The sequence below is a fragment of the Bradyrhizobium ottawaense genome, from assembly GCF_002278135.3.
GTDB lineage: Bacteria > Pseudomonadota > Alphaproteobacteria > Rhizobiales > Xanthobacteraceae > Bradyrhizobium > Bradyrhizobium ottawaense.
Map to the genome: position 1 here is coordinate 7,771,440 of NZ_CP029425.2, position 20,847 is coordinate 7,792,286.

Genomic DNA, 20,847 nt, shown 5'->3' on the forward strand with positions numbered 1-20,847 from the left:
GTTGTTAAGTGTTCGGTAAGCGTAGCGGAACAGACACCGACCTTCGGGCGCCCAAGCCCGGCGCCGTGTCGCCCGAGCCTGCCCAGGCTCCGGCGCCGACGGTGTCGCGCGCCCCGCCTCCGCCGGCCGTCGCCTCGCCGCCGCTTGCGCCTGCCAAGGCGCCGCCGCCTCCGGCCATGGAGAGCCGGCGGTCGGACAATTATTACGAGGTCAAGGCGACCATCTTCGGCGCGCTGATCGAGGCAATCGACCTCGCCCAGCTCGCCAAGCTCGATTCGGAGTCCGCGCGCGAGGAAATCCGCGACATCGTCAACGAGATCATCGCGATCAAGAACATCGTGATGTCGATCGCCGAGCAGGAGGAACTGCTCGACGACATCTGCAACGACGTTCTCGGCTACGGCCCGCTCGAGCCACTGCTGTCGCGCGACGACATCGCCGACATCATGGTCAATGGCGCCAACACCGTCTACATCGAAGTCGCCGGCAAAATCCAGCGCACGGGAATCCGCTTCCGCGACAACCAGCAGCTCCTCAACATCTGCCAGCGCATCGTCAGCCAGGTCGGCCGGCGCGTCGACGAATCCTCGCCGATCTGCGACGCGCGCCTTGCCGACGGCTCCCGCGTCAACGCCATCGTGCCGCCGCTGTCGATCGACGGCCCCACGCTCACCATCCGCAAATTCAAGAAGGACAAGCTGACGCTCGATCAACTGGTCAAGTTCGGCGCGATCTCGCCGGAAGGCGCCGAAATCCTCCAGATCATCGGTCGCGTCCGCTGCAACGTGCTGATCTCCGGCGGCACCGGCTCCGGCAAGACCACGCTGCTCAACTGCCTGACCAACTATATCGAGCATGACGAGCGCGTCATCACCTGCGAGGACGCCGCCGAGCTCCAGCTCCAGCAGCCTCACGTGGTGCGGCTGGAAACCCGACCGCCCAACATCGAAGGCGAAGGCCAGATCACCATGCGCGAGCTGGTGCGCAACTGCCTGCGTATGCGCCCCGAGCGCATCATCGTCGGCGAGGTCCGCGGACCCGAGGCGTTCGACCTGCTCCAGGCCATGAACACCGGCCATGACGGATCGATGGGCACGCTGCACGCCAACAACCCGCGCGAAGCCCTGTCGCGCTGCGAATCCATGATCACGATGGGAGGCTTCTCGCTTCCCTCACGCACCATCCGCGAGATGATCTGCGCCTCCATCGACGTCATCGTCCAGGCTGCGCGCCTGCGCGACGGCTCGCGCCGCATCACCCACATCACCGAGGTGATGGGCATGGAAGGCGACACCATCATCACCCAGGACATCTTCCTCTACGACATGATCGGCGAGGACGCCAACGGCAAGATCATCGGCCGGCACCGCTCGACCGGCATCGGCCGTCCGAAATTCTGGGAACGCGCCCGCTATTACGGCGACGAGAAGCGCCTTGCCGCTGCGCTGGACGCGGCGGAAGTCGCGCCGAAGACGTGAGCAGTTCAGCATGAACATGCAGGTCCTCGCCCTCGCATTCCTTGCCACCGCAGCGGTCGGCGGCATCGCCTGGGTCTTCCTCTATCCGCTGCTGTCCGGGGAACGAAAGGCCGAAAGCCGCCGCGCTTCGATCTCCCGCGCCGAGGCGCCCACGGCCCGCCAGGCCGAGAAGACCCAGCGCTCGCGCCGCGAGCAGGTCGAGACCACGCTGAAGGATCTCGAGGCGCGACGCCTGCAGGAGAAGAGCGCTCCGCTCCCCGTCCGCCTGTCGCAGGCGGGGCTCGATTGGACGCCGCAGAAGTTCTGGATCGTCTCCGCCGCCGTGGCGGGCGCGTTCTTCGCAGCCGCTCTGTTCGCCGGCGGCGGCCTGATCGGTGCTGCCGGCCTCGCCTTTGCCGGCGGCTTCGGCCTGCCGCGCTGGGCACTGGGCTTCCTGAAAAAGCGCCGCGAGGCCAAGTTCCTGGCGGCACTGCCCGATGCGGTCGACGTGATCGTCCGCGGCATCAAGGCAGGCCTGCCCTTGTTCGAATCGATCAAGGTCGTCGCGGCCGACGCGCCCGAGCCGCTGCGCAGCGAGTTTCTGGCGATCATCGAGACCCAGGCGATCGGCATGCCGCTCGGCGAGGCCTGCTCGCGGCTCTATGATCGCATGCCGTTGCCGGAGGCCAACTTCTTCGGCATCGTCATCTCGATCCAACAGAAATCCGGCGGCAACCTCTCCGAAGCGCTCGGCAACCTTTCCAAGGTGCTGCGCGACCGCAAGAAGATGAGGGAAAAGATCCAGGCCATGTCGATGGAAGCCAAGGCCTCGGCCGGCATCATCGGCTCGCTGCCGCCGATCGTGATGTTCCTCGTCTATCTCACGACGCCACATTACATCTCGGTGCTGTGGACCCATCCCACCGGCCAGCTCATGCTGGTCGGCTGCGTCGTCTGGATGGCGGTCGGCATCATGGTGATGAAGAAGATGATCAATTTCGATTTCTGACGGTGCAGTATGGTCCAGTTTCTTGTCGCGAAACTACATGACGTCCACTTCATGACCATGATGCTGGCGGCCATTGCCGCCAGCGCCACCGTCTATACGCTGGTGATGCCCCTGTTCGCCGGCGAGGGCCTCTCCAAGCGCATGAAGGCGGTGGCAAGCGAGCGCGAGCGCATCCGGCAGCGCGAGCGTGAGCGCCTTCACAAGAATGAAAAGGTCACGCTGCGCCAGACGCCGAAGCAGCTCGTCTCCAAGGTCGTCGAGGACTTCAACCTCACCAAATGGCTCGCGCAGGAAGCTGCGCGCGACAAGCTGATCATGGCGGGTTACCGCGGTCAGGCGCCCTACATCACCTTCCTGTTTGCCCGCATGGTCGCGCCGATGGTGCTCTTCATCGGCTCGGTCGTCTACGTCTTCTTGATCGCGCATCTGCAGCAGGCCATGCCGATCAAGATCGGCATCTGCATCGGCGCCGCCTATCTCGGCCTCCAGGCGCCGATGCTGTTCCTCAGGAATGCGATCTCCAAGCGCCAGCTCTCGATCAAGCGCGCCTTTCCCGACGCGCTCGACCTGCTTCTGATCTGCATCGAATCCGGCATGTCAGTCGAGATGGCGTTCCGGAAGGTCGCCACCGAGATCGTGGGGCAGTCGATCGCGCTGTCGGAGGAGTTCACGCTGACCACGGCCGAATTATCCTATCTGCAGGATCGCAAGGTCGCTTACGAGAATTTGGCGCGACGCACCGGACTCGAGGGGGTCAAATCGGTCTGTCTCGCGCTTCAGCAGGCGGAGCGTTACGGCACCCCGCTCGGACATTCCCTGCGCGTCATGGCGCAGGAAAATCGCGACATGCGCATGAACGAGGCTGAAAAGAAGGCTGCCGCCCTGCCGCCGAAGCTGACCGTGCCGATGATCCTGTTCTTCCTGCCCGTGCTGTTCGTGGTCATTCTTGGACCGACCGGCATCAAGATCTCCGAGATGCAATGACGCGGGACCCGGGCCGCGCATGCGGCTCGCGGGCAGCTTTCAGGATGAGACGATAGAAGAGACGATCAGCTCTGATCAGTCGGGTTGGCTGAGCGAGGCCACCGGCGTCCGCTTCGGTGCGCCGCGGGGAGCGTCGCTGCGGCTGAGCATCTCCTTGAGATAGGCGACGTTGGCCGCGGCCTGATCCGGTGGCAGATCTGCCTTTACGATGGTCTCGGCTTCGGCGAAGCGGCCCTGCAGACCGACGACAAGGCCGAGATTCTGCCGCACCCGGATGCTCGCACGCGGCGAGGCGTAGGCCTGCCGCAGCGCCTCTTCGGCCTTCGGAAGGTCTCTCGACAACATGTAGGACAGGCCGAGATTGGAGAGCACACCGGGATCACCCGGTGCGATCTTGAGCGCGCTCGCGTAGTAGGAACGCGCCTCCTCGTGGCGGCCCATCTGGTCCAGTGCGGTGCCCTGCACCGAGAGCAGGCGCCAGTCCGGATTGTCAGGCGAATGCGCTTTCGACAGCACATCGTAGGCCTGCTGGAAATTGCCGTTGTCGGCGAGGGCGCGGCCATATTGGGCGAGCAGCGCCTTGTTGCCGGGATTCGCGATGGTCGCCTGCTCGAGCATAGCGGCGGCCTGGGCACGCTGACCGTTGGCGCGCAACGCCTGACCGTAAGCGAGCGCGGCATCGGCGTCCTTGGGATTGGCGCGGTAGCGCTCGCCATAGACCTCGACGGCGCGCGCCGGATCGGTGGGAGTCGCCTCCGCCCGTGGCCCGACCGAGCCCGTCACGTCGGAGAGTTTCGACATGGCCGTGCAGCCGCCGAGGCACATGGCCACCGCCGCGACCAGCGAGGTGGACGCAAGAAGCCGGGCAAGACTGAACCGTAGACGCATGACGCTTTGACTCTCGAGCCGATTGATCGAGCCGAACGCGCCAGCAATAGACTGTTAACCCTAACGGCCGGTTAACACCGCTCCCGGGCCGTGCTCTCGTCGATACTCCCGCTCGCAAGCGTCGTCAGGCTTGAGCGGTTGCAATCCAGCAGCAGGTCGAGGCCGCGCTCTCGGGAACGGCAGCCCTCAACACGAGATACGAGATCCGTGCGACGACGTTTTCGTCTTGCCCGATCAATATTCGATGGCAAGCCGTTTGCGGATTTCGTCGACGCGCCTGTCGAGCGCATCGAACCGCGCGTGGACGGAGCGGTCGTGGAGATAGAAGACGTAACCGCCGGCAAGGAACGCGAAGATCCAATGGTGGTGCTCGACATAGCCGAAAATCGCCTCGATGGCCTCGCCAATGAATGTGACCACGCTCCACACAAATTCCATTGCATTTCCTCCCGGCGCGCTTTGTCGTCGGTCGCCTGATCTCCAACTCTGGCGACCGTTGCCGGAACCTAGCATGGCCCCCTCGCCGCGAGTAGCGGCTCGCTGAACGGTGACAGCAAAGCCGATTGCAGCGGCGGCGAAACTCTGCGAAGTCTCATCCATTCGCATGACCCGTTTGATCTGACGATCCGGACCCGCCAATGCCTTCTGTCTTCGAGACGTCACCCGCCGCCATCCCGATCACCTTCGTCACCAAATCGAGCTGGGATCAGGTCGCCGAGGCGCTGCCGCCGCAGCAACGCGCGTTCGCCGCGGCATGCGCCTTTGCCGCCAAGCCGGGTGCCTATCTGGCGCTGCCTGCGCCCGACGGCGCAATCGCACAGGTGCTGTTCGGCCTCGAGGACGAGGGGGCGAGATCGCGCGACCTGTTCCGGCCCGGCGCCCTGCCCGGCCTGCTGCCGCCGGGAATCTATCGCTTTGCCAATGCACCCCACGATGCACGGCTGGCGGCGCTCGCCTTTGCGATCGGGCGCTACCGCTTCGCGCGGTACCGCAAGGCTGACAGGTCCGACGTCCGGCTGGCGCCGCCCGATGGCGTCGATGCGGCCGAGATCGAGCGGATCGCTGATGCGGCGATGCTCGCGCGCGACCTCATCAACACGCCCTCCAACGACATGGGGCCGGCGGAGCTGGCTGCCGCCGCGCAAGACCTCGCCGCAGAGTTCGGCGCAAGCTTCGCCTGCACCGTCGGCGATGATCTGGAGAAGAACTTCCCGCTGATCCACGCCGTCGGCATGGCCTCGAACCGCGCGCCGCGTCTGATCGACATCGGCTGGGGCGATCCCGATCATCCCAAGGTGACGCTGGTCGGCAAGGGCGTCTGCTTCGACACCGGCGGTCTCGACCTCAAGCCGTCGAGCGGCATGCTGATCATGAAGAAGGACATGGGCGGCGCGGCCAACGTCCTCGCGCTGGCGCGCATGGTGATGGATGCGAAGCTGAAGGTGCGGCTGCGCGTGCTGATTCCCGCGGTGGAGAACGCGGTCGCCGGCAACGCCTTCCGCCCGCTCGACATCTTTACTTCGCGCAAGGGCATCACGGTGGAGATCGGCAATACGGATGCGGAGGGCCGGCTGGTGCTCGCCGACGCGCTGGCGCTGGCTGATGAGGAAAAGCCCGATCTGCTGATCGATCTGGGCACGCTGACCGGTGCCGCGCGTGTCGCGCTGGGACCGGATTTGCCGCCCTTTTACACCAATGATGAGAGCCTTGCCGCCGACCTATCGCGCTGCGCGATGCAGGAGAACGATCCGTTGTGGCGCATGCCGTTGTGGCCGCCTTACGATTCCTGGCTGGACACCAAGACCGCTACCATCACCAACGCACCATCAGGCGGCTTTGCCGGCTCGATCACCTGCGCGCTGTTCCTGCAGCGCTTCGTCGATCAGGCGAAGAGCTGGCTGCATGTCGACATCTACGGCTGGACGCCGTCGGCAAAGCCGGCCCGTCCCGAAGGCGGCGAGTGCCAGGCCGCACGCGCCATCTACACCTTGCTGAGCGAGCGCTATGCATGATCCGCGAATAACCCCGGCGCGGGGCGACCTCGCCGCGAAATATCTCGAAGGCAAGGTCGAGGCTGATCGCTTCGTCACCGGCGAGGAATTCGAGGTGGTCGATCCGGTCGCGCCGGTGCGCGAGCAGCCGTCGTCGGGCGCGATGCTGATGACGGAGGCGCTGCGCGGCGAACGCGTCACGGTCTACGACCGCAACGGCGAGGGCTGGGCGTGGGGCCAGCTCAATGGCGATGGCTATGTCGGCTGGCTGCCCGATGCAGCGCTCATGAAACCCTCGGCGACGCCGACCCATGTGGTCAGCGCGCTGCGGACGTTCGCCTTCCCCGGTCCGTCGATCAAGCTGCCGCCGGCCGATACGCTCGTGATGGGATCCAGGCTGGCTGTGGCGCGCGAGGACGGCAGCTTCACCGTGACGCGCGATGGACAATATTTGCCCAAGGCCCATCTCGCCCCGCTCGATCATCGCGAGCCGGATTTCGTGACGGTCGCCGAACGCTTCGCCGGCACGCCCTATCTCTGGGGCGGCAAAAGCAGTTTCGGCATCGATTGCTCCGGCCTCGTCCAGGTGTCGCTGACATCAGCGGGCATCGGCTGCCCACGCGACAGCGACATGCAGCAGGCGGGGCTCGGCCGCGCGCTGGAGCCGCATGAGCGCAGCAGCTTGCTGCGCGGCGATCTCATTTTCTGGAAGGGCCATGTCGCCATCGTCCGCGATGGCAGCACGATGGTTCACGCCAACGCGCATCACATGGCGACGGTGATCGAGGCGATCGAGCCTGCGATTGCGCGGATCAGGCAGGCCGGCAGCGAGGTCGTCGCGATCAAGCGGCTTTAGGGCCGTGGATCGCGGGGATCATACCCGATCTTTGTTCTCGGCATCCGAACAGGTTTCGGACGCGGTTGCTGACGGAACCTGCGCATTGGCACCGGAAGTATGGTTTACCTTGCGGCGCAGCTACGGAACAACGTTACATCTGAGGAGATTTGCGGAACGAAACGCGGCGCCAGTCTTTCTCTGGCTTTAGGAGGTGCCCATGAGTTCTCAAGCCAGAGAAGGCGCGTGTGCGTTCGCTTGGCGAAACTATTTGCTGCTCCACAGCGGCATCAGCGAGAACGACGACAGGCGTTCCGCCCTCTACAGCTACATCTCCAATCTTCGCGGTACCGGCGAGGATGATTTCGATCTCCTGCAGATAGCCGCGGTCGCCTACTTGAAAAAGCTCGATGAATTGCATGACGACCAATGCGCGCGCCGCGCGGCAGATGAACTTCTGGCCGAGCGTTTGGAAGCAAGCAGTTCGCAACAGGACAGATAGCTTAGGTCATAACACCAGAGCGAAGGAACGAACAGCATGGCAGACGACACCAATGCAAACCGTTTCGTGCGCGACCCTCAACGGCGCATCGCCGCAGCGACAGCAATCGGCATGAATGCCTTTAGCCGATGATGCACTTCCAGGTCTCAATGCTGAGGATGTGGGCCGATAGTATCGAGAGGCTCGAGGCCAATTACGACAAGAAGCTGGAAGACACTGCGGCCACACTCGAGGAAGCGCCAGACAAGGAACGCGCCGCGTAACATCAAGGCGGGCTGCCCCGTGCAGCCTGCTCCGGCGAAACGCTCAGGGCGCCGCAATGTCGCGCGTCTGGAATGACGCGCTACGTCGCCACCGACCCGTTGCCCGCCGTCTCCAGCCGGAACGCCGCCGCGAACAGCGCGCGCGTGTATTCGGTCTTCGGGTTCTTGAACAGCTGGGCGGCCTGCCCCTCCTCGACGACCTTGCCGCCGCGCATCACGATCAGATGGCTCGCAAGCGAAGCGACGACGCGCAGATCGTGCGAGATGAACATGTAGGTGAGCTCGCGCTTGCGCTGGAGCTCGCGCAACAGATCGACCATCTGCGCCTGGAACAGCATGTCGAGCGCGCTGGTCGGCTCGTCCAGCACGACGAAATCCGGCTCCAGCACGACCGCCCGCGCGATACTGATGCGCTGGCGCTGGCCGCCGGAGAATTCATGGGGATAGCGGTGGCGGGTGTCAGGCTTCAGCCCGACGTCCTCCAGCGCCTTGACGACGCGCGCCTCGCGCTCTTCGTGCGACAGCTTCGGCTGATGCACCGAGAGACCTTCGGCGATGATGTCGGCGACCGACATGCGCGGTGAGAGCGAGCCGAACGGGTCCTGGAACACGATCTGCATGTCGCGCCGGAACGGCCGCATCTCCTTGAAGCGCAGGCCCTGGATGTCGTTCCCCAAGAACACGATACGCCCGTTTGAGGAGATCAGCCGCAGCAGCGCCAGCCCCAGCGTGGTCTTGCCCGAGCCTGACTCGCCGACCACACCGAGCGTCTCGCCCTTGCGCACGGCGATGCTGACGCCGTCGACCGCCTTGATGTGGCCGACGGTCTTGCGCATCAGGCCGCGCTTGATCGGAAACCAGACCTTCAGGTCGTTGGCGGACATCACCAACGGCGCATCCGGTTGCGGCGGCGCCGGATCGGGCTTCGGCTCCGCCGCGAGCAGGTCGCGCGTGTAGGGATGCTTCGGGCCCTTGAAGACTTGCTCGACCGGCCCCTGCTCCACGATCTCGCCGCTCTTCATGACACAGACGGTGTCGGCGATGCGGCGCACGATGCCGAGATCGTGGGTGATGAAGAGCAGGCTCATGCCGAGCCGCGAGCGGATCTCGGCGAGCAGCGCCAGGATCTGCGCCTGCACCGTGACGTCTAGCGCCGTCGTCGGCTCGTCCGCGATCAACAGATCCGGCTCGTTGGCGAGCGCCATCGCGATCATCACACGCTGGCGCTGACCGCCGGAGAGCTGATGCGGATAGCTCTTCAGTCGCGTCTCCGGCTCGGGAATACCGACCTGCGTCAGCAATTCCAGCGTTCGCCGGCGCGCCTCCGCGTTGCTGGTCGGATTGTGCAGCTGGATGATCTCGCCGATCTGCGCCTCGATCGTGTGCAACGGATTGAGCGAGGTCATCGGCTCCTGGAAGATGATGGAGATGTCGCTGCCGCGAATCTCCCGCATCTGCTGCTCGGATCGGTCGATCAGTTCCTGCCCCTTGAAGCGGATGCTGCCCGAGGGGTGCGAGGCGTTCGGATAGGGCAACAGCTTGAGGATCGAGAGCGCGCTGACGGACTTGCCTGAGCCGGATTCGCCGACCAGCGCCAGGCATTCGCCGCGCTTGATCTGGAACGAGACCTTGTCGACCGCGAGCGTGGTGCTGCCGCCCTGGTGGAAGGCGACCGAAAGGTCGCGAACGGCAAGCAGGGGCTGGTTGATCGCGTCCATCGGCTTACCTGAACGTCTTGCGCGGATCGAAGGCGTCGCGCACGGCTTCGCCGATGAAGATCAGGAGCGACAGCATGCTCGCGACCGAGAAGAAGCCGGAGAAGCCGAGCCAGGGGGCCTGCACATTGGCCTTCGCCTGCGACAGCAATTCGCCGAGCGACGGCGATCCCGGCGGCAGGCCGAAGCCCAGGAAATCGAGCGCCGTCAGCGTCATCACCGAACTCGACACGATGAAGGGCAGGAACGTCATGGTCGCGACCATCGCGTTCGGCAGCAGGTGGCGGAACATGATGACGGGGTTGGAGACGCCGAGCGCCCGCGCCGCCTGGATGTATTCGAAGTTGCGTCCGCGCAGGAACTCGGCCCGCACCAGACCGACCAGCGAGACCCAGGAGAACAGCAGGAGGATGCCGAGCAGCACGAAGAAGCCTGGCACGAGCACCGAGGACAGGATCAGGAGAAGATAGAGCGAGGGAATCGCCGTCCAGATCTCGATGAAGCGCTGGAAGATGAGATCGACCCGCCCGCCGAAATATCCCTGCACCGCTCCTGCTGCGATGCCGATGACGGACGAGACGATGGTGAGGCAAAGGCCGAACAGCACCGAGATGCGGAAGCCGTAGATCAGCCGCGCGACCACGTCGCGCCCCTGGTCGTCTGTCCCCAGCCAGTTGTATTCGAGGTCGCGGCAGCTCTTCAGCCCCTTCTTCTCCACCACCGGCTTGCATTGCGCTTCGGTCAGCATCCAGGTCGGCTTCGACGGCGCCGGCGTCGGCAGGTCGAGATTGTGGGTGTCGTAGGAGTAGCGGATCAGCGGCCAGACGATGGTGCCGTTCTTGTCCTTGATCAGCTTCTGCAAATAGGGATCGCGATAGTCGGCCGCGGTTTCGAAGTCGCCGCCGAAGGTGGTTTCCGAATAGGTCACGAAAGCGGGCCAGTAGAGCCGGCCGTCGAACTTGATCAGGAAAGGCCGATCGTTGGCGATCAGCTCCGCAAACAGCGAGACCACGAACAGGATGATGAAGATCCAGAACGACCAGTAGCCGCGGCGGTTGGCCTTGAAGTTCTGCCAACGCCGCCTGTTGAGCGGCGAAGGCGCGAAGGGCTTGCGCGTGATCGGAACGACCTCGCCCAGCGGGGACTGGGTCGTGGTCTCGATCGGCGTCGGCGCGGTAATCGTCATCAGACCTCCCGCGCCTCGAAATCGATCCGTGGGTCGATCCACATATAGGTCAGGTCGGAGACCAGATTGATCACGAGGCCGACCAACGAAAAGATGTAGAGCGTGCCGAACACCACGGGATAGTCGCGATTGAGCACGCTCTCGAAGCTGAGCAGCCCAAGCCCGTCCAGCGAGAAGATGGTCTCGATCAGAAGCGAGCCTGAAAAGAAGGCGTGGATGAACGTCCCTGGGAAGCCCGCGATCACGATCAGCATCGCATTGCGGAAGACATGGCCGTAAAGCACCCGGCCCTCGCCGCAGCCCTTGGCGCGCGCAGTCATGACGTATTGCTTGCGGATCTCGTCCAGGAACGAGTTCTTGGTCAGGAACGTCATGGTCGTGAAGGCACCGAGCCCCATGGCGATCAGCGGCAGCGCCAGATGCCAGAAATAATCGATGATCTTCCAGTACCAGGGAAACTGCGACCAGCCGTCGGAGGTCAGTCCGCGCAGCGGGAACCAGTTGAAGAAGGAGCCGCCGGCAAACAGGATGATGAGGAGGATCGCGAACAGAAAGCCTGGAATGGCATAGCCCAGCACGAGAACGGTCGATGTCCAGGTGTCGAAGCGCGTGCCGTCCTTCACCGCCTTGCGGATGCCGAGCGGGATCGAGATCAGATAGGTGATCAGCGTCAGCCAGAGACCGAGCGAGATCGAGACCGGCAGCTTCTCCTTGATCAGTTGCAGAACGCTGACGTCGCGGAAATAGCTCTTGCCGAAATCGAAGCGGGCAAAGTTCCAAACCATCAGCGCGAAGCGTTCCGGCGCCGGCTTGTCGAAGCCGAACTGTGCCTCGAGCTTCTTGATGAAGTCGGGATCAAGGCCCTGCGCGCCGCGATATTTCGAGTTGATGGCATCGCCGCCGGCCCCGACCTGCCCGGGCGCGCGCTGCGCAAAATCGCTGCCGCCCGAAATGCGCGAGGTGCCGCCGGTGTCGGCCCCCGAGAGCTGCGCGATCACGCGCTCGACCGGGCCGCCGGGCGCGAACTGCACGACGACGAAGGAGACGAACAGGATTCCGAGCAATGTCGGGATCATCAGGAGGATGCGGCGGGCGATATAGGCACTCATGGCTATTTCGCCTGCTCGAGCTTGGCCGCCTTGGCGCGGTCGGACCACCAGATGTCGGGAGCGCCGACGCCATTGGCGTAGCGCGGCAGCTTCTGGGAATGGCTGAACTGATCCCAGTACGCGAGCCGGTGCGTCTTGTTATACCATTGCGGCACCCAATAGCGGCCGGCGCGGAACAAGCGGTCAAAGGCACGGCAGGCGACAGTCAATTCCTCGCGGCTCTCGGCTGCCATGATCTTCTCGATCATGGCGTCGATCGCCGGGCTGGCGACGCCCGCGAGATTGTACGAGCCCTTGGTTGCCGCGACTTGCGACGAGAAGAACGCCCGCATGGCATCGCCGGGCGTTGCCGACATGCTGAAGCGCTGGATCGTCATGTCGAAGTCGAAATCTTCCACGCGCGCGCGATATTGCACGGCATCGACGAGGCGGAGGCTCGCCTCGATGCCGAGCGTCCCCAAATTCTTGATATACGGCGCGTGATGCGGCTGGAGCGAGGGCTCCTCCGCCAGGAATTCAATCTTGAACACCTCTCCGCTCGGCAGCATTCGCTTGCCATCCTTGATCGGAAAGCCGGCTTCGTTGAGCAGCTGCTGCGACTTGCGCAAGAGCGCGCGGTCCTGCCCCGATCCGTCGGACACCGGCGGTGCGAAGGGCGCAGCGAACACCTCCTCGGGAACCTGACCGCGGAATGGCTCGAGCAGCTTCAGCTCTTCCGGCGAAGGAGGTCCGTTGCTCGCCATGAGATCGGAGTTCTGGAACGGCGACACCGTACGGGCATAGGCGCCGTACATGATGGTCTTGTTGGTCCACTCGAAGTCGAAAGCGTCGATCAGGGCCTCGCGTACGCGGGGATCCCTGAATTTCTCGCGCCGGGTGTTGATGAACCAGCCCTGCGCACCGGACGGCGTGTCGTCGGGCACGATCTCGAGCTTGACGCGGCCGTCCTTCACGGCCGCGAAGTCGTACCGCGTCGCCCATATGCGCGAGGTAAACTCTTCCCGGTAGAGATAGTTCTTGCCGGTAAATCCTTCGAAAGCGACGTCGCGGTCGCGATAGAACTCATAGCGCACGACATCGAAATTGTAGGTACCGCGGCAGGGCGGCAGATCGGCAGCCCACCAGTCCTTCACCCGCTCATACTCGATATAGCGATTGACCTCGAACTTGCCGACCTTGTACGGACCCGAGCCCAGCGGGATCTCCAGAGACGATTCATCGAACGGGCGAGACGCATAGTACGCCTTCGAGAAGATCGGCAGGCTGGCGGCATAGAGCGGCACGTCGCGCGCCCGCCCCTTGGCAAAGGTGACGACGAGCGTTGCATCGTCGGCCGCCTCTGCGCTGACCATGTCGCGCAGCTGCACCAGGATCAGGGGATGTCCCTTGGTCTTCAGCGTCATCAGCGAAAACGCCGCATCCTGCGCGGTGAGCTTCGTGCCGTCGTGGAATTTCGCCTCCGGACGCATCGTGAAGCGGTAGACCAGCTTGTCCGGCGATATTTGAACGGATTTGGCGGCAAGCCCGTACATCGCATCAGGCTCGTCGCTTGCGCGCACCATCAGCGGCGCGAAGGTCATGTCCATGCCTTGCGCGCCGTCCCCCTTCAGGATGAAGGCGTTGAGCGAGTTGAAGGTCTGGTAGGATTGGTTGTAGGCGCGCACCGACGGAATGAGCGAGAACGTGCCGCCCTTCGGCGCATCGACGTTGACGTAGTCGAAATGGTGGAAGTCGGCGGGATATTTGAGATCGCCGAACGCCGAGATGCCGTGAGCTTCGATCCCCGCTTCCGATGCATGCGCTCCGCGCCACGGCTGCGCGCCCAGCGACATCCCGAGGGTGCCGCCGACACCGAGGGCCAGCACGTGGCGGCGTGACATCTGCGTCATGCGGGGAATGTCCTTCACGACTTCTTTGCGATCCGCGCCGCCTTCTCTGCGTCGTACCACCAGATGAACGGGAAGCCGGATTGGCCGTATTTGGGCATTTCCGTCGGCCGGCCGAAGCGATCCCAGCGTGCCGTACGCACCTTGTTATAAGTCCATTGCGGCACGACATAATGATTCCACAGCAGCACGCGGTCGAGTGCCTTGGTGGCCGCGACGAGATCGTCGCGATCGGCGGCGTAGATCACCCGCTCGATCAGCTTGTCGATTGCGGGATTCTTGATGCCCGCAATGTTGCGCGAGCCGGCGATGTCAGCCGTCTTGGACGACCAGAACTCGCGCTGCTCATTGCCTGGCGACTGCGACTCGCCCCACGAGTTTGTGACGATGTCGAAATCCCACTCGCGCGTCCTGTTCTCGTACTGGGTCGGGTCGACCGTCCGCACGTTGACGGCAATGCCGAGCCGCTCCAGGGACGGCTTGTAGAACAGCGTGATCCGCTCGAAGCTCGGATCCGAGTTCAGCAGTTCGAGCGTGAACTGGACGCCGGTCTTGACGTCGGTCAGCTTGCGGTCGCGCACCTCGTAGCCGGCCTCCTTGAACAGGCGGAGCGCCTCGCGCAGATTATCGCGCACGGCTTCCGGATTGCCGCCGACCGGATTGGTGTAGGCCGTGGTGAAGACTTCGGGCGGCACCTGGGTGCGGACGGTCTCGAGGATCTCAAGCTCCTTGCCCTGCGGCAAGCCGGTCGCCATGAGTTCGTCGATGCCGTCGAAATAGCTGTTGATGCGCTTGTACTGGCCGTAGAAGATCTGCTTGTTCATCTCCTCGAAGTCGAACGCGTAGTTGAGCGCGCGCCGCACGCGCGGGTCGCTGAACTTGCCGCGGCGCAGGTTCGGCACGAACGCCTGCATCACGCCCGAGCTGCGATTGGCGAACTCCTCGAGGATCACGCGCTTTTCGCTCACGGCCGGGAAGTCGTAGGCGGTCGCCCAGTTCTTCGCGCTGTTCTCGGTGCGCCAATCGACCTGGTCGGCCTTGAAGGCCTCGATCGCGACGGTGGCGTCGCGGAAATATTCGTAGCGCAGCTCGTCGAAATTGTTGCGGCCGACATTGGAGGCGAGGTCGCGGCCCCAATAGTCCTTGACGCGCTCCAGCGCGATCGACCGTCCCGCAACGAAGTCCTTGACCCTGTAGGGGCCAGAACCGAGCGGGACTTCAAGCGTGGTGGCGGACACGTCGCGCTTGCGGCCCTGCGCGTCGGTCCCTTCCCACCAATGCTTCGGCAGGACTGTGAGTTGCCCGACGATCTGCGGCAGTTCGCGGTTGCCCGGCGCGTCGAATACGAATTTCACCTCGCGCTCGCCGAGCTTCTCGGCCTTCACCACATGGCTGTAATAGGCCGAGTACATCGGGTGGTGCTTCTTGAAGGAATCGAGCGAGAAGATCACGTCATCCGCGGTAACGGGCTTGCCGTCGTGCCATTTGGCCTCCGGCCGCAAACGATAGGTGACGAAGGAAAAATCGTCCGGATGGCTGACGGCCTCGGCGAGCGCGCCGTACTCGGTCGAGACTTCGTCGAGCGAGGGCGTCGTGAGGGATTCGTAGATGAATGCGACGGCGCCGGCGACCTGCCCCTTCACGCCCGACACGACGATATTGAAATTGTCGAAGGTGCCGACCGCGATCTGGCGCGCGACGCCGCCTTTGGGCGCTTCAGGATTGACGTAGTCGAAGCGCGTGAAGTCGGCGGGGTACTTGACCTTTCCGAACAGCGACAAAGCATGGCGCCAAGGAAGCTCATTCGCCGATTGCGCCTCGGCACGGCCGACGACGGAAAGGCCCGCTACGGAACCGAGGGCGGGGAGCGCTGCGGCCGCAGTGCCGGTGAGCAGGAGATCGCGTCGGGTTATGGCCAAATCAATAGTCCTGTCTTGAAGGAGGCTACTCCTTTAAGGTCCCAATATAGGCGAGGTTTCGACCGAATATGTTGCTTTTTCCTCATCTTGGAAGGCCGGGCGGCCTGTCTGATGCGGCCAAACGCCCCGATAAACTCGCCGCGAGGCCCGGATAAGCAAACGGCCAGGCTTTTCAGCCTGGCCGCATATTCCAAGATCGGGTTCTTGAGGCCTTACTTCGACGCGGTCGGCAGCGGCTGAGGATGCTCCGACAGCGAGTTCAGATAGGCAATGACGTCGGCGCGCTCGGAATCCTTGGCAATGCCGGCGAAGCCCATCGCGGTGCCCGGGATGAAGCCCTTCGGATTGGCGATGAACTTGTTGAGGTCGTCGAACGTCCAGGTACCGCCCTTGCCCTTCATGGCAGCGGAGAAGTTGAAGCCGCCGCGGCCCTCACCCCTCTTCTCGCCGACGACGCCATAGAGATTCGGACCGACGCGATTCGGGCCACCCTTCTCGAAGGTGTGGCAGGCGCCGCACTTCTTGGCGGCGGAGGCGCCCTTTTCGACGGAGGCGGTCTGGAGCAACTTTTCGATCGGCTCGGAGGCCGCGGCGGCAGCGCCGCCTTCCTTGCCGTGGCCGGCATCTTCCTTCACGGCGATCTCGAAACCCGGCTTCTCGAGCGGCTTCGGCGTGAACAGCGCGTTGGCGGTGAAGCTGGTCACCAGCAGAAGGAGACAGGTGCCGAGCACAGCACCGAGAATTTTATTGAGTTCGAAAGAGTCCATTTCCGGCCAGGCCCCACACCGCAAGAAGAATCGAGCGGCCAGGCGGCCGCCAGGACGAGCCTCGGGAGAATCAAGCGTTCCCTATCGTTTCCCCGAGTTTTGCCATTGAGATATCGGTTTGCCCGGGGTCTGGCAACCCGTATAAGCGACCCGGCTTTCGGCCCGTCCCCACCCATTTCCCGGCGCGGAAAACGCCCCGTTTCCAGGCTCTTGACCCCAGACCTTTGAACCCGATGATCGATCCTCGCATCCTGGTGCTGATCCCGGCCCGCATGGCCGCCACCCGCCTGCCCGGCAAGCCACTCGCCGATATCGCGGGATTGCCGATGATCGTGCACGTGCTGCGCCGCGCCGAGGCCGCGGCAATCGGCCGGGTCGCGGTCGCGACCGATACGCCCGAGATCGCTTCGGTCGTGACGGCCCATGGCGGCGAGGCTGTGATGACCAGCCCCACACACCCCTCCGGCTCCGACCGCATCCACGAGGCCATGCAGAAGCTCGATCCGGACGGCAAGGCCGAGATCGTGGTCAATCTGCAGGGCGATTTCCCCACGATCACGATCGACAACATCCGCGAGGTGCTGCCGCCGCTGCAGGACCCGGCCGTGGACATAGCGACACTGGCCTCGCAGATCCACACCGAGGAGGAGGACCTCGCCCCGAGCGTCGTGAAGGCGATCGGAACCTCGCTCGGCGGCAAGCGCATGCGTGCACTTTATTTCACCCGCGCCACCGCGCCGACCGGCGATGGACCGCGTTACCACCATATCGGCCTCTATGCCTATCGCCGCGCCGCGCTGGAGCGTTACGTTTCGCTGCCGCCCTCGCCGCTGGAATTGCAGGAGAAGCTCGAACAGCTCCGGGCGCTCGAGGCCGGAATGCGCATCGACTTCACCATCGTCGACACCGTCCCCCGCGGGGTCGACACGCCGGCGGACCTGGAAACCGCCCGCAGCATCCTTTCCAAATCCTGAGCCGCTGTTACAAGGCCGACCCAGGAGCACTTTTAAGACATGAGCAAGATGAAGATCGCATTCCAGGGCGAGCCCGGGGCCAATTCCCACATCGCCATCGTCGAGGCCTATCCCGACGCCGAGCCGATGCCCTGCGCCACCTTCGAGGACGCGCTGTCGGCGATCTCCTCCGGCGAGGCCGATCTCGGCATGATCCCGATCGAGAATTCGGTCGCGGGCCGTGTTGCCGATATCCATCACCTCTTGCCGGCCTCCGGCCTTTTCATCATCGGCGAATGGTTTTTGCCGGTCCGGCATCAGCTGATGGCGGTGAAGGGCACCAAGCTCGACGACATCAAGAGCGTCGAGAGCCATGTGCATGCGCTCGGCCAATGCCGGCGCATCATCCGCAAGCTCGGCGTCAAGCCGATCGTGCATGCCGACACCGCCGGCAGCGCTCGCGACATCTCCGAGCGCAAGGACAAGACGGTGGCCGCGATCGCCTCCCGCCTCGCCGCCAAGATCTACGGCCTCGACATCCTCGCGGAGGACATCGAGGACGAGGCGCACAACACCACCCGCTTCGTGGTGCTGGCGCGCGAGCCGAAATGGGCCGCCCAAGGCTCCGGCCCGCTGGTCACGACTTTTGTGTTCCGGGTGCGCAATTTGCCGGCCGCGCTCTACAAGGCGCTCGGCGGCTTTGCCACCAACGGCGTCAACATGACCAAGCTCGAAAGCTACATGGTCGACGGCAATTTCTTCGCAACGCAGTTTTATGCCGACGTCGACGGCCACCCCGAGGACAAGGGCCTCGCCTTCGCGATCGAGGAGCTGAAATTCTTCTCGCGCGAATTCCGCATCGTCGGCGTGTATCCCGGCCACCCCTTCCGCGCCACGTTCAGCGAAGCGCAGCAGGATTAGTCGCGTGTCCCGGACGCGCGAAGCGCGAGCCGGGACCCAGGGGCCAAGATACCCGGAGGCGCGATGGGCCCCGGCTCTGCAGCGCATCGCTGAAGGAGCGCTGCGCTGCGTCCGGGGCACGATATTCTTACGCGGTCGCTTTAAGCCCGAACGCCTCGGCGAGCAGCGAATACGACTTCTTCCGCGCCTCGTGATCGTACACCGCTGTGATCGCCATCAGCTCGTCCGGCTTGCTCGCGTCGATCAGCGGCTGCAGTTTCTTCCGTACCGTCGCGGGGCTGCCGACGAACAGGCGGGAACGGTTGCGGAGGATCGAGGTGCGCTCGGAGTCGGAGTAAGGATAGGCCTGGGCCTCCTCGACGCTCGGCAGCGGCAGATATTGACCGCGGTCGCGGCGCAGCCGGTTGAGGTCGAACGAGCTGGCAAGGCGTTCGGCCTCCTCATCGGTATCGGCGGTGACGACGGCGACCGCGAGGATCGCTTGCGGGCTCGCACGCCAGGCCGAGGGCTGGAAGCGGTTGCGGTAATGCACCATCGCGTCGACCGCGTCGTGGGACGCGAAATGATGCGCGAAGGCGAAGCCCATGCCGACCTGTGCCGCCAATTCCGAGGAATAATCGCTGGAGCCGAGCAGCCAGATCGGCGGCAGCTTGGTGTCGTCGGGCATGGCGACGACGTTGTGGTAGGGGTGCCCTGCGGGGAATTCACGGGTCTCCCACAGAATCAGCTCGTGCAGCCGCTCCAGGAAATCATCGCCCTCGCGGCGGTCGAGCCGGCTCCGGAGCGCATAGGCGGTGGCGCCATCGGTGCCGGGCGCCCGGCCAAGGCCGAGGTCGATACGGCCGGGAAACAGCGCCTCCAGCATCTTGAATCGCTCGGCGACGACCAGCGGGGCGTGGTTGGGCAGCATCACCCCGCCGGAGCCGACGCGGATATGCTTCGTCACCGCCGCGATCTGGCCGATCATGACGTCTGGCGCGGGACTCGCGACCGAGGCGAGGTTGTGATGCTCGGCGAGCCAGTAGCGGACATAGCCGAGCCCATCGACATGGCGCGCCAGGTCGATGCTGTTGCGCAGCGCCGCGGCGGGCCTGGTGCCTGTGGTGACGACGGAGAGGTCGAGGACTGAGAGCGGGATCATGGCGCGCTAACCTAGTGGAGGGCCGCGCGGCGACAATGGGGCGGCTGCGCAGATCTGACGTGTGCAGACCGCGAGCCCGCGCAGTCGACCGAAGCGAGGCGGTGGGCCAAGAGCAGTCCAAACAACATTTCTTTCATATTGCCCACCTACCGTGCCCGCCCCGGCCAGCCCCCAATTTTCTGACAAATAGTTGAAATAGCTAGATTATTGTAAGTCCACCGACATCCCACTCAAATCGATAGACGCTCAATAATTCATCTATTGTCGACAGAAGTGGGCCATTTCCCATCCCTGATGGGCTGTCGATCAGACCGCCTTTGCCCTATCTTGGGCTCTCCCAAGCTGGACCTGACCGTCGGCCGCCAGGATCTGGCGACACATCTGGAGCGAGTGGTGCCATGACCGATCTGACGATTCCTGCCCGAGCCGACGGGCAAGACGGGCACCTGAAGCGGCCTGCGATCTCCTTCGAGTTCTTTCCACCCAAGACGGAAGATATGGAGCGCAATCTCTGGGAGACCATCAACCGGCTCGCTCCGCTCGACCCGAAATTCGTCTCGGTGACCTACGGCGCCGGCGGCTCGACCCGCGAGCGCACCCATTCGACCATCGCCCGTATCCTGAAAGAGACCGCCCTGCTGCCGGCGGCGCACCTGACCTGCGTCGGTGCCTCGCGCGGCGAGATCGACGAGATCGTCGACCGCTATCACGAGGTCGGCGTCCGCCATATCGTGGGCCTGCGCGGCGATCCCGCCGGCGGCATCGGCACGCCCTATGCCAGCCATCCCGACGGCTATCAGAGCTCGGCCGAGCTCGTCGCGGGGATCAAGAAGCGGCATGCCGACATCGAAGTGTCCGTGTCGGCCTATCCCGAGAAGCACCCCGAAGCGCGCGACTTCGATGATGATATCGACACGCTGCAGGCCAAGGTCGATGCCGGCGCGACGCGCGCGATCACCCAGGTGTTCTTCGACAACGACCTCTACTTCCGCTATCTCGACCGCGTGCGGGTGCGCGGCATCAACATTCCGATCGTGCCGGGCATCATGCCCATGCACAATTTCAAGCAGGCCCGCAATTTCGTGACGCGCGCCGGCACCACCGTGCCGGACTGGTTCGCCGCGAAATTCGAAGGCCTCGACGAGGACGCCGAGACCCGCAAGCTGGTGGCCGCAACCGTCGCGGCCGGCCAGGTGCAGAAGCTCGCCAAGCACGGCGTCGACACTTTCCATTTCTACACCATGAACCGCGCCGATCTCGTGTTCGCGATCAGCCATCTGCTCGGCATTCGCGCCAAGAGCGCCCAGAAAGCGGCCTGAGA

The 20,847-nt window shown here is 64.1% G+C and carries 18 protein-coding genes; 9 read left to right on the forward strand and 9 right to left on the reverse strand.

The features are described 5' to 3' along the window. Window positions 1-8: 8 nt before the first annotated feature. From CIT37_RS36365 to CIT37_RS36375, 3 genes are read left to right on the forward strand one after another with little or no spacing between them, the layout of a single operon-like run. Window positions 9-1,478, forward strand: a complete 1,470-nt coding sequence (locus CIT37_RS36365) for a TadA family conjugal transfer-associated ATPase (RefSeq protein WP_028142103.1) — start codon at window positions 9-11, stop codon at window positions 1,476-1,478. A gap of 10 nt (window positions 1,479-1,488) precedes the next feature. Continuing rightward, window positions 1,489-2,466: a type II secretion system F family protein gene (locus CIT37_RS36370; protein WP_028142104.1), complete on the forward strand. Its 978-nt coding sequence runs from the start codon at window positions 1,489-1,491 to the stop codon at window positions 2,464-2,466. A gap of 9 nt (window positions 2,467-2,475) precedes the next feature. Beyond that, window positions 2,476-3,450: a type II secretion system F family protein gene (locus CIT37_RS36375; RefSeq protein ID WP_028142105.1), complete on the forward strand. Its 975-nt coding sequence runs from the start codon at window positions 2,476-2,478 to the stop codon at window positions 3,448-3,450. A gap of 75 nt (window positions 3,451-3,525) precedes the next feature. Here CIT37_RS36375 and CIT37_RS36380 read toward each other — a convergent pair whose 3' ends face one another. Both CIT37_RS36380 and CIT37_RS36385 read right to left on the reverse strand, forming a co-directional pair. Next, window positions 3,526-4,338: a tetratricopeptide repeat protein gene (locus CIT37_RS36380; RefSeq protein WP_095424671.1), complete on the reverse strand. Its 813-nt coding sequence runs from the start codon at window positions 4,336-4,338 to the stop codon at window positions 3,526-3,528. Between the two features lie 234 nt (window positions 4,339-4,572). Further along, window positions 4,573-4,776: a hypothetical protein gene (locus CIT37_RS36385; RefSeq protein ID WP_018318792.1), complete on the reverse strand. Its 204-nt coding sequence runs from the start codon at window positions 4,774-4,776 to the stop codon at window positions 4,573-4,575. A gap of 200 nt (window positions 4,777-4,976) precedes the next feature. On the opposite strand from CIT37_RS36385, the gene CIT37_RS36390 reads away from it, so the two are divergent. The 3 genes from CIT37_RS36390 to CIT37_RS36400 all read left to right on the forward strand — a co-directional run bounded on the left by CIT37_RS36390 (window position 4,977) and on the right by CIT37_RS36400 (window position 7,666). Further along, the gene (locus CIT37_RS36390; RefSeq protein WP_095424670.1) at window positions 4,977-6,350 is read left to right on the forward strand and encodes a leucyl aminopeptidase family protein; all 1,374 of its coding nucleotides are present in this window, start codon (window positions 4,977-4,979) and stop codon (window positions 6,348-6,350) included. Then, window positions 6,343-7,185 carry a C40 family peptidase gene (locus CIT37_RS36395; protein WP_095424669.1) on the forward strand — a complete coding sequence of 281 codons (843 nt, stop codon included), beginning with the start codon at window positions 6,343-6,345 and terminating at the stop codon, window positions 7,183-7,185. The genes CIT37_RS36390 and CIT37_RS36395 overlap by 8 nt, the downstream gene beginning before the upstream one ends. A gap of 199 nt (window positions 7,186-7,384) precedes the next feature. Next, entirely contained in the window at window positions 7,385-7,666 is a 282-nt protein-coding gene (locus CIT37_RS36400) for a hypothetical protein (protein ID WP_028142109.1), read from the forward strand. Between the two features lie 343 nt (window positions 7,667-8,009). Here the strand turns inward: CIT37_RS36400 and CIT37_RS36405 are convergent, their stop codons facing one another. The 6 genes from CIT37_RS36405 to CIT37_RS36430 form a co-directional block, all read right to left on the reverse strand. Continuing rightward, window positions 8,010-9,647, reverse strand: a complete 1,638-nt coding sequence (locus tag CIT37_RS36405; protein ID WP_095424668.1) for an ABC transporter ATP-binding protein — start codon at window positions 9,645-9,647, stop codon at window positions 8,010-8,012. Window positions 9,648-9,651: 4 nt separating this feature from the next. Continuing rightward, window positions 9,652-10,830 (reverse strand): ABC transporter permease, encoded by a 1,179-nt coding sequence (locus CIT37_RS36410; protein WP_028142112.1) that lies wholly within the window; start codon window positions 10,828-10,830, stop codon window positions 9,652-9,654. After that, the gene (locus CIT37_RS36415; protein ID WP_095424667.1) at window positions 10,830-11,939 is read right to left on the reverse strand and encodes a microcin C ABC transporter permease YejB; all 1,110 of its coding nucleotides are present in this window, start codon (window positions 11,937-11,939) and stop codon (window positions 10,830-10,832) included. The genes CIT37_RS36410 and CIT37_RS36415 overlap by 1 nt, the downstream gene beginning before the upstream one ends. A gap of 2 nt (window positions 11,940-11,941) precedes the next feature. Further along, a complete protein-coding gene (locus tag CIT37_RS36420) occupies window positions 11,942-13,828 on the reverse strand; it encodes an extracellular solute-binding protein (RefSeq protein WP_095424711.1) in 1,887 nt (628 codons plus the stop codon). 14 nt (window positions 13,829-13,842) lie between these two features. After that, a complete protein-coding gene (locus CIT37_RS36425) occupies window positions 13,843-15,744 on the reverse strand; it encodes an extracellular solute-binding protein (RefSeq protein WP_038971333.1) in 1,902 nt (633 codons plus the stop codon). Window positions 15,745-15,956: 212 nt separating this feature from the next. After that, window positions 15,957-16,511 (reverse strand): c-type cytochrome, encoded by a 555-nt coding sequence (locus tag CIT37_RS36430; RefSeq protein ID WP_028142116.1) that lies wholly within the window; start codon window positions 16,509-16,511, stop codon window positions 15,957-15,959. A 233-nt stretch (window positions 16,512-16,744) separates the two neighbouring features. Between CIT37_RS36430 and CIT37_RS36435 the strand changes: the two genes are divergently transcribed. Next, complete coding sequence (locus tag CIT37_RS36435) at window positions 16,745-17,485, forward strand: 3-deoxy-manno-octulosonate cytidylyltransferase (RefSeq protein ID WP_095424666.1); 741 nt, start codon at window positions 16,745-16,747, stop codon at window positions 17,483-17,485. A gap of 39 nt (window positions 17,486-17,524) precedes the next feature. Further along, window positions 17,525-18,385: a prephenate dehydratase gene (locus CIT37_RS36440; RefSeq protein WP_028142118.1), complete on the forward strand. Its 861-nt coding sequence runs from the start codon at window positions 17,525-17,527 to the stop codon at window positions 18,383-18,385. A 127-nt stretch (window positions 18,386-18,512) separates the two neighbouring features. Here CIT37_RS36440 and CIT37_RS36445 read toward each other — a convergent pair whose 3' ends face one another. Beyond that, entirely contained in the window at window positions 18,513-19,526 is a 1,014-nt protein-coding gene (locus CIT37_RS36445; protein ID WP_095424665.1) for an LLM class flavin-dependent oxidoreductase, read from the reverse strand. 398 nt (window positions 19,527-19,924) lie between these two features. Here CIT37_RS36445 and metF point away from each other — a divergent pair, with 398 nt between their 5' ends. Then, the gene (metF, locus tag CIT37_RS36450; RefSeq protein ID WP_095424664.1) at window positions 19,925-20,845 is read left to right on the forward strand and encodes a methylenetetrahydrofolate reductase [NAD(P)H]; all 921 of its coding nucleotides are present in this window, start codon (window positions 19,925-19,927) and stop codon (window positions 20,843-20,845) included. The last annotated feature ends 2 nt before the right edge of the window (window positions 20,846-20,847 follow it).